Genomic DNA, 12,566 nt, shown 5'->3' with positions numbered 1-12,566 from the left:
CTGTCAGGAAAGGCCGAAGCGGCCCCACAGCGCTTTTTCTTCCGCGAGACTGGCCACCGCCGCCACGCCGGCCGAGCTTATACGCTCCGCCACGTCGCCGGAAAGCCCCCCGACGCCCGGCGCCTTGCGGCCAAACAGCCCCTTGGGCGCCGAAACCAGCTCCAGCCGCGTCTTCGGCCCATATCGCCGCTTCAGCTCCGAGCGCATGTCCGAGAGACCATCGACCAGGCCCAGCGCGACGCCGCGCCCGCCGGTCCAGAACAGGCCGGAAAACAGGTCCGGATCGTCGGCGAGTTTCGCCCCGCGGCGGTCCTTCACCATGTCGATGAAGACCTGGTGGATTTCGAGTTGCAGGGATTTCAGGTATTCGATCTCGTTTTCGCGCTCCGGCTGGAACGGGTCGAGGATCGCTTTGTTGGTGCCCGCGGTATAGACGCGCCGCTCGACGCCGATCTTCTTCAGCATTTCCGGAAAACCGAAGCCGCCGGACACGACGCCGATCGAACCGACGATCGAGGTGGGATCGGCAAAGATTTCGTCGCCGGCGAGCGCGATCATGTAGCCGCCGGACGCCGCGACATCCTCGACGAAGACCAGCACGCGCTTGTTCTTCTCCGCGGCGAGCTCCCGGATGCGCTGGAAGATCAGCCGCGACTGCACCGGCGAGCCGCCGGGCGAATTGATGGAGATCGCCACCGCCGGCGCATCACGATAGGCGAAGGCCTTTTCCAGCGCCGGCGCTGCGGTCGAAAGGTTCAGCGGCGGCCGGAACTGGCTGCCCGCCGCCATGATCGCCCCTTGCAGCCGGACGACGGGGATCGCGATCCCCTCCTTGCGAAACCTCTTCGGCACCAGCGACTTCAAAAATCCGGCCATCGCGCGATCCTGTCTCCTGTTTCCTTGCCCGGCTGATGTATGCACGGCGGGGGAAAACACAATGGCGAGTGCCGAAATTCAGGGTTTTCGCAGGCGCGGATAGCTCGCGCGGCCATTGTTGAGATCGTCCACGAAGAGTGTGAAGGCGTGGTGCGGGCCGTCGTGCATGACGAGGGGCATGCGCAGGGCGAGGCGGGCGCGGGAGCCCTTGATGGCGGTGACGAGGATGCGCAGCGCGCTTTCGCCGGCGCGGGGGTGGATGGGGGTGATTTCGATGCCGCCGAAGCGGCGGCCGCAGGCGGCGAGGATTTCGCCAATCGATTCCGGGCGGGCGATGAGCGAGAGTTGGCCGCCGGGTTTCAGGATGGCGCCGGCCGTGCGGATCCAGCGCTCGAAGAGGTCGTCCTCCATGGCATGCGCCTCCGCCTTCAGCGCGTCCGGCGTGCGGCGGTCGGCGCCGTCGTTGAAGGGCGGGTTCATGATGACGTGATCGTGAACGTCATCGGCAAGGCCGGCGGCGACGCGCGCCCTGCCGATGAGCGCAACGTCGGCTTCGAGCACCGAGACACGGCCGGCGAAGGCGGCGTTCAGGTCCAGGGCGAGCGACTTGCGGGCGAAACCGGCCATGAGCGCAGAACGCTCGACGAGCAGCACCTCCGCTTTTTCGAGACGGGAGGCGACGGCGAGCCCGGCTGCACCGGCGCCGGCGCCGAGATCGGCGACGCGCATCGGCCCCTCGCCGCTAACGAGGGCGGCGAGCAGCATGGCGTCCATGCCGGAGCGGTGCCCGATGCCCTTCGGCTGGACGACATGGAAGCGGCCGCGGTGGAAGGCGTCGACGGTTTCGGTGACGGTCATGGGTGGGGCGCCTCGTGGGAAACGAAGCGTGTGCCGCCTTCCCCCCTCTGCCCTGCCGGGCATCTCCCCCGCAAGGGGGGAGATCGGTCCGCTGCAACGTCTCGCCCCAAACAGGTGTCGATGGGTAAGCTATGCGCCCTCCCCTTGCCAATCTCCCCCCCTGAGGGGGAGATGCCCGGCAGGGCAGAGGGGGGTGCCACGTATGCCGCCTCCCCCGAAAGAAAGCCCGCCATCATCACGGCCGCAACTCCGCCGCCAGCCCCGCGCCCTTGAGGATGCGGCGTGCCTCGTCTTCCCGGTCGCCTTCCACCAGGAAGCGGCGCGGCAGCATGCCGAGCGAGCCTTCGAGGATGCTCATCGCCTCGTCGGCGATCAGGCAGTGGATGCCGGCCTCCTTCATCAGGCTTTCCGCGAAGGAAAGCAGGACGGCGTCGTTGGTGCGGATCAATTCGATCATACGGGTTCTTTTTCCAGCCATAATTGCCGAGGCGGGACAATTCGCCTCTTGCCGCAGGAAGCCCCGCTTTCTATTGTCTTTCAACAAAAATGAACAGGAGTCCGGGCATTTGGGCGTCGTGATACCGCTTGAAGAAGGCAAAAACAAACAGGCATCGGTGAAGCCGCTCGTCGATCTGACAAAGGCCGACATGGAGCGGGTGAACCAGCTTATCCTGTCGAAAGCCGGCTCCGACGTGCAGATGATCCCGGAGGTCGCCAACCACCTGATCTCTTCGGGCGGCAAGCGCCTGCGCCCCATGCTGACGCTCGCCGCCGCCTCGATGTTCGGCTACGACGGTGACCATCACATCAAGCTCGCGACCAGCGTCGAGTTCATGCACACGGCGACGCTGCTGCATGACGACGTCGTCGATGAAAGCGACCTTCGCCGCGGCAAATCCACCGCGCGCATGATCTGGGGCAACCAGGCGAGCGTGCTGGTCGGCGATTTCCTGCTCGGCCAGGCTTTCAAGATGATGGTCGAGGTCGGGTCGCTGGAAGCGCTCGACGTGCTCTCGACCGCCGCCACCGTGATCGCGGAAGGCGAAGTCTTGCAGCTGTCCGTCGCCAAGAACATGGAGACGACCGAGGACGACTATCTCCAGGTCATCCGCGCCAAGACGGCGGCGCTCTTTGCGGCCGCATCGGAAGTCGGGCCGATCATCGCCAACACCAACCGGGCCGAGCGCAACGCGCTGAAATCCTACGGCATGAATCTCGGCCTCGCCTTCCAGCTCGTCGACGACGCGCTCGACTATGGCGGCAAGGCGGCCGATCTCGGCAAGAATACCGGCGACGATTTTCGCGAGGGCAAGATCACGCTGCCGGTCATCCTCGCCTGGCGCCGCGGCACGACGGAAGACCGCGCCTTCTGGCGGGAAGCCATCGAGGGCGGCAAGAGCGACGATGCCAACCTGGAGCGCGCCTTCGGCCTCATCACCCGATATGGCGGCCTGACGGATACGATCGCCCGCGCCCAGCACTACGGCATGATCGCCCGCGACGCACTCGCCCCGCTGCCGGCATCGCCATGGAAGGATGCGCTGCTCGAGGTCATCGACTTCTCGATTGCCCGCGTCAGCTGACGGTTGTCAATTGGGGCGGTCGTGGTAAACTTCTCGATGGAACGGCCGCTCCCTTGTGGCGCTTTCAACGGTGACCACGTTAGCACTTGATGCTCGGCGCGCGCCGTTCCACTTCCCCGATGAAAAACGGCACGGCAGGATTTTCTTGCCGCACCGCGCCAAAAAAGCCATTCTCTGCCGTCATGAGTCCGTGACTGATTTGGGCCTGATCGTGGCCGGATTTGGCGCGACCGGCCTCCGGGGCGAACTCTACACTTTCTGGCGAAAGGCATTTTGATGCGGCATTCCCTTCTCCTTCGGCTTCTCTCCGGCGTGGCGATAGCGGCCAGCATCGTGCTTGCCGGTTCCCTGGCCGGCCCCCAGGCGGCCTATGCGGAGGACAAGCCCGCAGCGGCAGCCGCCGAGGAAACGCCGTTCGATCCCTTGAGCGTCAACACCTTCTCCGGCGCGTTCCTGGCCGCCCGCACCGCGGATTTCGACAAGGACTACGTGACCGCCGTCGCGCTCTACAAGATTGCGCTGCAGTTCGACGCCACCAACACCGACGTCAAGCAGCGCCTGATGGTGACGCAGCTGATGAACGGCGACTTCGAGGAGGGCGTGAAGCTCGCCGATGCGCTGCGCAACGACCCGGCCGTCGAGCGCATCACCGCCGTGGTGCGTGGCATGGAGGCGATCCGCAAGCGCGAATACAAGAGCGCGGAAAAGATCCTCGTCTACAAGGGTCCGAACGATCTGGACCGCATGATGAACGACCTGCTGCTCGCCTGGGCCAAGTTCGGCGACGGCAAGTCGAAGGACGCGATCAAGCTGATCTCCCGCATGGACGGGCCGGAATGGCTCGCCATCTTCAAGAACTACCATGCCGGCGCACTCGCCGCCGCGGCCGGCGACAAGGCGACGGCACGCGCCCGCCTCAACGACGCGGTGCTCGACCGCAATGGCGCGAGTGCAGCACCGGATACGTTCATCCGTGCCGTCATGGCGCTCGCCCGGCTGGAAGCCCATGAGGGCAACAAGCAGAAGGCGCTCGATGCGATTTCGGTCGGCGACAGCTTCATCACCAGCTACGCGCCGCTGAAGGCGCTGCGTCAGAGCATCGAGGCCGGCGAAAAGCAGGAACAGCAGGTGCGCACGGCAGCCCAGGGGGCTGCCGCCGTGCTGTTTTCGATCGGCGGGGCGCTGAACCGCGAAGGCGCGGAAGACATCGTCTCGCTCTATATGCAGGCGGCGCGCGCGCTCGACCCGGATAGCGACGACATGCTGGTGCTGCTCGGCGGGCTTGCCGAAAACCAGAAGAAGCCGGAACGCGCCATCGAATATTACCGCGCCGTGCCGGAAAAATCGCCGATGCGGCGCATTTCCGAATTGCAGCTCGGCCTGAACCTCGCCGATACCGGCAAGGTGCCGGAAGCCAAGAAGCACTTGCAAGAGCTGATCGAGGCCGATCCGTCGGACCTGCGCAGCTATCTGGCGCTCGGCAGCGTGCTGTCTGATGCCAAGGACTACAAGGACATGGCGGCGCTCTATGACCGCGCGGTCGAGGCCATCGGCCCGGTGCCGACGCGCAACCACTGGAGCGTCTTCTTCCAGCGCGCCATCGCCTATGAGCGTCTGAAGGAATGGGAAAAGGCCGAGCCGAACTTCCGCAAGGCGCTGGAGCTCAACCCGGAACAGCCGCAGGTGCTGAACTATCTGGGTTATTCCTGGGTGGACATGAACATCAACCTCGACGAGGGGCTGGACATGATCCGCCGCGCCGTCAGCATCAAGCCTGACGACGGGTACATCGTCGACTCGCTCGGCTGGGCCTATTACCGCCTCAACCGCTTTTCCGACGCCGTGGCGGAGCTGGAGCGTGCGGCGGAGCTGAAGGCCGGCGACCCGACGATCAACGACCATCTGGGGGATGCCTACTGGCGCGTCGGCCGCAAGCTGGAAGCTACCTTCCAGTGGAACCGTGCGCTCGGCCTGAAGCCGGAAGAGGCGGAAATCCCGAAGATCAAGGTGAAGATCGAGAACGGCCTGCCCGAACTCAAGAAGACCGAGCCGGCTTCCGCCGAAGCCAAGGACGAAAAGCCGGTGGAGAACCCCTCGCCGGAAGGCACGGCGGTCGACCGCAAGTCCTGACCACATGCCGGCAGAAGACAGCCTGGCGGGTTTCACGCTTATCGAACCGGCGCCGGCCAAGATCAACCTCGCGCTCGCCGTCATCGGCCAGCGCGAGGACGGTTATCACCTCCTCGAAAGCCTCGTGACCTTCACAGCCTATGGCGACCGCATCGGCCTGTCGCCGGCGGCGGAAGACCGGTTCACGCTGTCCGGCCGCTTTGCAGAGGCGCTCGCGGCCGATGGCGACAATCTCGTCATCCGCGCGCGCGACCGGCTGCGGGCCGCGCTGGAGCGGCGCGGACAGGCGGCTCCGCCCGTGCACATCCATCTCGAAAAGAACCTGCCCATCGCGTCCGGCATCGGCGGCGGATCGGCGGATGCGGCGGCGACCCTGCGCGGGCTTCTGGCACTCTGGCAGGCGGATCTGCCGAAGAGCGAGCGCGACGCCATCGCCATCGGCCTCGGCGCCGACGTGCCGATGTGCCTTGTCGGACAGCCGCTGATGGCCCGCGGCGTCGGCGACAGCCTCACGCCGCTGACCATGCCGTCCATGCCGATCGTGCTCGCCAATCCCATGGTCGGCGTCTCCACGCCGGCAGTCTTCAAGGCGCTCGCCTCCAAGCACAATCCGCCCTTCGTTCCCGTCACCGGCCGGGAAGATTGGGTGAGCCTGCTGTCGCGGTTGCGCAACGACCTGGAAGCCCCTGCCCGGCAGCTCTGCCCCGAGATCGCGTCTCTTTCGCAGAGCCTCTCGGCCACGGGCGCGGATCTCGTGCGCATGTCCGGTTCCGGCGCGACGTGCTTCGCGCTATACCCGTCGGATGACGCCGCAAAGGCCGCGGCCGCTGTCCTTGGCGAGCAACACCCGCAGTGGTTCTTCGTGGCGACCCGCACAATTGGAGCAACCCATGGCACGCATTGACGAGACAAGGTCCTTCATCCCGGTCGGCATCGCCGTGCTCACCGTCTCCGACACGCGCACCCCCGATACGGATCGATCGGGCGACACGCTCGTCGCCCGCATCGCGGAGGCAGGCCATCGCCTCGCCGCCCGCGCCATCGTGACGGACGACGTCGCCGAAATCCGTGCAACGGTGGAGGCCTGGACGCGCGACGACGCGATCGACGTGGTCATCACCACCGGCGGCACGGGTTTTACCGGCCGCGACGTGACGCCGGAAGCGCTGGAGCCGATCTTCGAAAAGCGCATGGACGGCTTTTCCGAGGTCTTCCACCGCATCTCCTATGACAAGATCGGCACCTCGACGATCCAGTCGCGCGCGACCGGCGGCGTCGCCAACGCCACCTTCATCTTCGTGCTGCCGGGCTCGCCGGGCGCCTGCAAGGACGCCTGGGACGGCATTTTGAAGGCGCAGCTCGACTATCGCCACATGCCCTGCAACTTCGTGGAAATCATGCCGCGCCTCGATGAACACCTGAAGCGCACCGCCGGCTGACCTGTTCCATGGGTGACTGCGCGCCGCAGCATAGCCCCCTATGACTTTCCCAGCAATCGAAAAGTTGAGGAGAGACCAATGGGACGCACGATCAACGGCACCAACCGCGCAGACCGCTTCGTACAGGGCAGCAGCTTCGACAATGTCGAAGTGACGATTTTTGCGCGCGGCGGCAACGACACCATCATCCTCAACCGCACCGACGATTTCGGCGGCCGCAACCAGGTGGATGCCGGCGCCGGAAACGACAGCGTCGTCAACATGAAGGAAGACGGCAGCGTCATCCTGCTCGGCGCCGGCAACGATACCTATGTCGGCACCGGCTTCGGCTCCTTCGTCAACGAGCGCGCCGACATCGTCAAGGCCGGTGCCGGCAGCGACAAGATCGTCGTCAGCACCTTCAAGAGCAGCTATTTCGGCGAGGGCGGCAACGACCGCTTCTTCTCCGTCGGCGAGCAGAACACCTTTCATGGCGGCTCGGGCGTCGATTCGATCAGCTACCTGCCGCGCGACGACGACAATGTGGTCGGCGGCTCCGGCGTCGGCATCGATCTCGGCTCGGGCCTGGCGCAGACCGGCTCCAACCGCTTCGAGCGCCTGATCAGCATCGAGAATGCCGCGGGCACCAATGCCGGCGACATTCTCTTCGGCTCCGGCGTGGCGAACCTCTTGAAGGGTCTTGGCGGCGACGACCAGATCGCCGGGCGCGGCGGCAACGACGTGCTGACCGGCGGCCGCGGCATGGACCTGTTGCAGGGCGACAGCGGCGCCGACCGTTTCGACTTCAACGGCGTGTTCGAATCGGCGGTGGGTGCCCGGCGCGACGTCATCCTCGACTTCAGCGACGGCGACAAGATCGACCTGCGCGACATCGACGCCGATGCCGGCCGCGGCGGCAACCAGGCCTTTTCGTTCATCGGCGGCAACGGCTTTTCCGGCGATGCCGGCGAGCTCCGCTTCGAAGGCGGCGTGGTGTCCGGCGACGTCAACGGCGATGGCCAAGCAGACTTCGAGATCGAGGTCCAGGGGCTTGGCAGCCTGTTCCGCAGCGATTTCCTGCTCTAGCAGTATGTCAGGTTCAGACTGAACCAGACATACTGCTAGTTTCCTTTGTTTTCGTTTGTCTTTTCGGGAAAACCGGTTCCCACTTTTCCCTGACAAACTCTAATCCGCGATCTCGGCCCGCATCGCCCTGACGGCCCAGGCGGGCACGATCTCGGCGACCAGTTTTACGCCCGAACCGCTCGCCACGTCGGCGAGCGCCATGCCGGTGCGCACGGTCGCCGACGCCTGGCGCTTGCTGACGAGAAAACCCTGCTCCAGCGGCGCGGTGCGCCGGGCAAAACGCTTGAAGAACGGCCGGCGGTGGCTGCGCGACGCGAGGAAGCGCGCCGGGTTCTTGCTCATCGAGACATGGTCGGCGATGGCATCGACCCAGCCCGTCAGCGGGCGCGCGCCCGGCTCCAGCAGCAGCAGCCAGTCGCCGCGCGCCGAGCGCACCACATCCTTCATGTCCCAGTTCGTCAGGAAGCGGCAGCCGGCGGCATCCGCCACCCTGGCCGAGCCGTCGCGCGAGCCGTGGTCGAGCACGATCACGTCGCGCACCAGGCCCTGCACGGCGCCGATCACCAGCGCCGACAACGTCTGCGCAAGCTCGGCCTCGTTGTCCCGGCATTCCATGATGATTGTCAGCATCCCTCTGCAATACCGCATCGCAGCATGAATTTCCACCGCCCTCGCAAGGCTATGTTCCGGCATGGTTAGCCCGCATGGTTAGCGGCAAACGGAATTTTGTTCTTGCATTGTTCTCATATCGGCGATAGGAATATAGTCATTGAACCGGGGCCCTGCCCCGCCGGAGACAGCCATGAACGATCTTGCCGATCTCAGGCAGGGTGCACTCGCGCCCGGCCACACGAAAGACGTTGCCGAAGCGCTGATGGCACAATCGGGCATGCGCGTCGAGGCGGAACGCCGGCGTGGCCGTGGCGCCGGGCTCAACTTCACCGGCCGGTTCGAGCCGGTGACGCGGGAGACGGTCGACGACGGCTGGCAGACGCTGGAAGACCTGCCGCCCTTCCGCACCGAGGTGCAGGTGGAAAAGCCGCGCACGATCATCACCAGCAACGATTCGCCCGACATCCCCTTCGACCGCTCGATCAACCCCTATCGCGGCTGCGAGCATGGCTGCATCTATTGTTTCGCCCGGCCGACCCATGCCTTCATGGGCCTCTCCGCCGGCCTAGACTTCGAGGCCAAACTCTTTGCCAAGCCGGATGCGCCGAAACTCTTGGAGCGCGAGCTTTCCAAGCCCGGCTACAAGCCGCGCGTCATCGCGATCGGCACCAATACCGATCCCTACCAGCCGATCGAGAAGGAATGGCGCATCATGCGCCAGATCCTCGAAGTGCTGGATGCCGCCAACCATCCGGTGTCGATCGTCACCAAGTCGGCGCTCGTCATGCGCGACATCGACATTCTCGGCCGCATGGCGGCGCGCGGGCTGGCCTGGGCGGGTATTTCTGTCACCACGCTCGACCGAAAGCTGGCCCGCACCATGGAGCCGCGCGCCGCGACCCCGCCGCGCCGGCTGGAAGCCATTCGCGCGCTGTCGGAGGCCGGCATTCCCGTCGCCGTCATGATGGCGCCGGTCATTCCCGGCCTTAACGACCACGAGATCGAGCGCGTGCTCGATTCGGGCAAGGCGGCCGGCGCCTGCGAGGCGAGCTATGTGCTGCTCCGCCTGCCGCTGGAGGTGAGCCCGCTCTTCCGCGACTGGCTGCTGCAGCACTATCCGGATCGCTACCGCCACGTCATGTCGCTGGTGCGCTCCATGCGCGGCGGCAAGGATTACGACGCCGAGTTCGGCAAGCGCATGAAGGGCGCCGGTCCCTATGCCTGGCAGATCGCCCGGCGCTTCGAGATGGCGGCCAAGCGGCTGGAACTGACCCGCACCCGCCGCAGCCTCGCCAGCGACCAGTTCGTGCCGCCCTCGGGCATCGGCGTACAGCTCTCGCTGCTTTGAAGGCTGCGCCCGACAACCAAATCTGACGGGCGTCCGCGCCCGGCACCATCTTCCGGCCCGTCTTCCCCGGGCGCGCCGGTTGCACCTCCGGCATCCGCCTCCTGCCGGGGGACTTGCAGGGAATCGGATGGATGTGCGAGGTTCGCCGCATGTCCCGTCCCGCATCCTCCGATTCCCGCCTTCTTTTCGACCTGCCCGAAGGGCCGGATTTCCTGATGGAGCTTGCCGCCCGCAAGCGCGGCCTCTGGCCGGTCGCCGGCACGGACGAGGCCGGCCGCGGCCCGCTCGCCGGTCCCGTCGTCGCGGCGGCCGTGGTGCTCGACCCGGACAACATCCCCGACGGCCTGAATGATTCCAAGCAGCTCACCGCGGCCAGGCGCGAGCAGCTCTTCGCCCTCATCCTGCAATCGGCCTTCGTCTCCGTCGCTTCCAGTTGTTCGCAGCGCATCGACGTCATCGACATCCGCAAGGCGAGCCTCGACGCCATGCGCCGCGCCGTCGCCGGCCTGGAGGTCACGCCGAAGCTGGTGCTGGCCGATGGCCGCGACATCCCGCCCGGCCTCGCCTGCGAGGGCCGCGCCGTCGTCAAGGGCGACGCCCGCTCGCTCTCCATCGCCGCCGCCTCGATCGTCGCCAAGGTCATGCGCGACCGCATGATGGCGCGGGCCGAGGCGACCTTCCCCGGCTACGGCTTCGCCCTGCACGCCGGCTATGCCACCGAGGTCCACCGCAAGGCCATCCAGGCCATCGGCCCCTGCCGGCTGCACCGCATGAGTTTTCGCCCGCTGAGGCAGGAATAATCCCGCCCTGTTCCATCCGGAACAGCGGACGTCGGGGCGATATGGGAAAGTCTGGTCACTGGACGAGAGAGGCCCATCCAACCGAACAGACCCAACCAATCAGGAGAGACCCCCATGCGCAAGTTGATCGTTTCCGCCACCGTCGCAATCGTCGCCGCCGTTTCCTTCGCGGCCCCGTCGCAGGCCGGCTATTACAGCTACGGTTACCAACCCCATTGCTTCGTCAAGAAGATCCACTCCTACGACTACTACGGCAACCTGGTCGTCAAGAAGATCAAGATCTGCAGGTAAGCGTCGCCCTCCCCGAAGAACCAAAAGCAAAAAGGCCGGATCGCTCCGGCCTTTTTTTTCAATATCACGCTGTGGAAGGGCCTCAGTTGAGGCGGGTCTTCACTTCGCTGATGGCGTTGGCGAAGAGCGTCTTGTCGGTTGCGGCATCGGCCTTGGCGGCGATGACCTTTTCGGCGGCGGCGACCGCGAGGTCGACGGCGGCGGCGCGCACGGCGTTGATCGCGTCGGTTTCGGCCTGCTTGATCTTCTGCTCGGACAGCACCGTGCGACGGGCGACGTATTCCTCGGTCTTCTGCTTGGCTTCCGCGGTCAGCGCGCTCGCCTCGCGTTCAGCGGCGGCGACGATGCTGGCGGCTTCCGCCTCGGCATCCTTGCGCTTGCGCTGGTATTCGGCGAGCAGGTGCTGGGCTTCCTCGCGAAGACGCTTGGCTTGCGCCAGCTCGTTCTGGATCTTTTCCGCGCGGGCGTCGAGGCCCTTGGCCATCATGCCCGGAACCTTGAGGTAGGCGATGAGGGCCAGGAACAGGAGGAGGCCGACAAAGGCATAGAATGTTGCGTCGAATGCCATGGGATCCTCCTTATTCGCCTGCGGCCGATTTGACGGCCGAAGCGACTTCGGCCTTGCTGGCCTTGGCGCCGATCAGCTGTTCGACCAGGGCGGTCGTGGTTTCCTCGGCGATCGAGCCGACATCGGCAAGCGCCTTGGCCTTGATGTCGCCGATGCGGGCTTCGGCGCCGGCGATCTTTTCCTGCAACGAGGCTTCGATCTTGGCGCGCTCGGCGTCGGCCTTGGCCTTGGCTTCGTCGCGGGCGGTCGAGGCGATCGCATTGCCCTTGGCGCGGGCCGTCGCGAGGTCCTGCTCGTAGGCAGCGATCGCGGCGTCGGCTTCGGCCTTCAGGCGCGAGGCTTCGTCGAGATCCTGCGCGATGCGGTCATGGCGCGTCTCGAGGATCGAGCCGATGCGCGGAATGACGACCTTCGACATGAGAAGGTAGAACAGACCGAAGGTGATCGCCAGCCACAGGAGCTGCGATGCGAAGGTGGTCTGGTCGAAAGGCGGGAAGACGCCGGTGGCGTGTTCGTCGCCATGGGCCACACCCGTTTCGGTGTGCGTTTCGCCTGCCGGCTGAGCCGCATGCGCGTCCGCAGGGGTCTCATGCGTTTCCGCAGAGGTTGCCGCCTGGGCGATTTCGAAAGGGGTGGACTCGGCCGATGCCAAGGTCACAGACATGCTGACCTCCAGGGGGCATTCTCAATCATGTACGAAACGTACGATGGACCACGGCCCGCAGGGGCCATGGTCCAGTCCTCGGCCGATATCAGACGGCGAAGAGGAGAAGGAGAGCGATGAGCAGCGAGAAGATGCCCAGAGCTTCCGTAACGGCGAAGCCGAATACGAGACGGCCGAACTGGCTGTCAGCGGCAGACGGATTGCGCAGAGCGCCGGCAAGGTAGTTGCCGAAGATGTTGCCGAGGCCGAGAGCCGTGCCGGCGAGACCGAACGTGGCAAGACCTGCGCCGATGTACTTTGCTGCTTCCGCTTCCATGATGAACTCCTTGAAT

At 65.6% G+C, this 12,566-nt stretch carries 16 protein-coding genes; 9 read left to right on the top strand and 7 right to left on the bottom strand.

Features of this window, described 5'->3' with window-relative positions; all coding sequences use genetic code 11:
* Positions 1 to 3: 3 nt before the first annotated feature.
* The 3 genes from VGN93_RS02235 to VGN93_RS02225 form a co-directional block, all read right to left on the bottom strand.
* The gene (locus VGN93_RS02235) at positions 4 to 876 is read right to left on the bottom strand and encodes a S49 family peptidase (RefSeq protein WP_327506170.1); all 873 of its coding nucleotides are present in this window, start codon (positions 874 to 876) and stop codon (positions 4 to 6) included.
* Between the two features lie 78 nt (positions 877 to 954).
* Positions 955 to 1,734, bottom strand: a complete 780-nt coding sequence (locus VGN93_RS02230; protein WP_327506169.1) for a tRNA1(Val) (adenine(37)-N6)-methyltransferase — start codon at positions 1,732 to 1,734, stop codon at positions 955 to 957.
* Positions 1,735 to 1,969: 235 nt separating this feature from the next.
* On the bottom strand, positions 1,970 to 2,191 hold the full coding sequence (locus tag VGN93_RS02225; RefSeq protein ID WP_327506168.1) for a DUF2007 domain-containing protein: 222 nt from the start codon (positions 2,189 to 2,191) through the stop codon (positions 1,970 to 1,972).
* Positions 2,192 to 2,300: 109 nt separating this feature from the next.
* Here VGN93_RS02225 and VGN93_RS02220 point away from each other — a divergent pair, with 109 nt between their 5' ends.
* From VGN93_RS02220 to VGN93_RS02195, 6 genes are all read left to right on the top strand, one after another.
* The gene (locus VGN93_RS02220; RefSeq protein ID WP_319310484.1) at positions 2,301 to 3,317 is read left to right on the top strand and encodes a polyprenyl synthetase family protein; all 1,017 of its coding nucleotides are present in this window, start codon (positions 2,301 to 2,303) and stop codon (positions 3,315 to 3,317) included.
* Between the two features lie 70 nt (positions 3,318 to 3,387).
* Positions 3,388 to 3,594, top strand: a complete 207-nt coding sequence (locus VGN93_RS02215; protein ID WP_327506167.1) for a hypothetical protein — start codon at positions 3,388 to 3,390, stop codon at positions 3,592 to 3,594.
* Positions 3,594 to 5,447, top strand: a complete 1,854-nt coding sequence (locus VGN93_RS02210; protein ID WP_327506166.1) for a tetratricopeptide repeat protein — start codon at positions 3,594 to 3,596, stop codon at positions 5,445 to 5,447. Before VGN93_RS02215 ends, VGN93_RS02210 begins: the two co-directional genes overlap by 1 nt.
* Before the next feature lie 4 nt (positions 5,448 to 5,451).
* A complete protein-coding gene (locus VGN93_RS02205; RefSeq protein WP_327506165.1) occupies positions 5,452 to 6,351 on the top strand; it encodes a 4-(cytidine 5'-diphospho)-2-C-methyl-D-erythritol kinase in 900 nt (299 codons plus the stop codon).
* The gene (gene moaB / locus VGN93_RS02200; RefSeq protein WP_327506164.1) at positions 6,338 to 6,886 is read left to right on the top strand and encodes a molybdenum cofactor biosynthesis protein B; all 549 of its coding nucleotides are present in this window, start codon (positions 6,338 to 6,340) and stop codon (positions 6,884 to 6,886) included. Before VGN93_RS02205 ends, moaB begins: the two co-directional genes overlap by 14 nt.
* Before the next feature lie 78 nt (positions 6,887 to 6,964).
* Entirely contained in the window at positions 6,965 to 7,951 is a 987-nt protein-coding gene (locus tag VGN93_RS02195; RefSeq protein ID WP_327506163.1) for a calcium-binding protein, read from the top strand.
* Between the two features lie 99 nt (positions 7,952 to 8,050).
* Here the strand turns inward: VGN93_RS02195 and VGN93_RS02190 are convergent, their stop codons facing one another.
* Positions 8,051 to 8,581, bottom strand: a complete 531-nt coding sequence (locus VGN93_RS02190) for a glycosyl transferase (protein ID WP_327506162.1) — start codon at positions 8,579 to 8,581, stop codon at positions 8,051 to 8,053.
* A gap of 172 nt (positions 8,582 to 8,753) precedes the next feature.
* Between VGN93_RS02190 and VGN93_RS02185 the strand changes: the two genes are divergently transcribed.
* The 3 genes from VGN93_RS02185 to VGN93_RS02175 all read left to right on the top strand — a co-directional run bounded on the left by VGN93_RS02185 (position 8,754) and on the right by VGN93_RS02175 (position 11,002).
* Complete coding sequence (locus VGN93_RS02185) at positions 8,754 to 9,911, top strand: PA0069 family radical SAM protein (RefSeq protein WP_319310470.1); 1,158 nt, start codon at positions 8,754 to 8,756, stop codon at positions 9,909 to 9,911.
* Between the two features lie 149 nt (positions 9,912 to 10,060).
* Positions 10,061 to 10,711, top strand: coding sequence for a ribonuclease HII (locus VGN93_RS02180; RefSeq protein ID WP_327506161.1), 651 nt, complete (start codon positions 10,061 to 10,063; stop codon positions 10,709 to 10,711).
* A 114-nt stretch (positions 10,712 to 10,825) separates the two neighbouring features.
* Complete coding sequence (locus tag VGN93_RS02175) at positions 10,826 to 11,002, top strand: hypothetical protein (RefSeq protein ID WP_327506160.1); 177 nt, start codon at positions 10,826 to 10,828, stop codon at positions 11,000 to 11,002.
* 82 nt (positions 11,003 to 11,084) lie between these two features.
* On the opposite strand, the gene VGN93_RS02170 is transcribed toward VGN93_RS02175, so the two are convergent.
* The 3 genes from VGN93_RS02170 to VGN93_RS02160 form a co-directional block, all read right to left on the bottom strand.
* A complete protein-coding gene (locus VGN93_RS02170) occupies positions 11,085 to 11,570 on the bottom strand; it encodes a F0F1 ATP synthase subunit B (RefSeq protein WP_327506159.1) in 486 nt (161 codons plus the stop codon).
* A gap of 10 nt (positions 11,571 to 11,580) precedes the next feature.
* Positions 11,581 to 12,234: a F0F1 ATP synthase subunit B gene (locus VGN93_RS02165; protein WP_319310461.1), complete on the bottom strand. Its 654-nt coding sequence runs from the start codon at positions 12,232 to 12,234 to the stop codon at positions 11,581 to 11,583.
* Between the two features lie 88 nt (positions 12,235 to 12,322).
* Positions 12,323 to 12,550: a F0F1 ATP synthase subunit C gene (locus VGN93_RS02160; protein WP_117368645.1), complete on the bottom strand. Its 228-nt coding sequence runs from the start codon at positions 12,548 to 12,550 to the stop codon at positions 12,323 to 12,325.
* Positions 12,551 to 12,566 lie beyond the last annotated feature (16 nt).

Origin of the sequence: Shinella sp., assembly GCF_035998705.1 — a bacterium.
Classification (GTDB): Bacteria; Pseudomonadota; Alphaproteobacteria; order Rhizobiales; family Rhizobiaceae; genus Shinella.
This window is presented reverse-complemented; position numbering and strand designations above follow the sequence as displayed.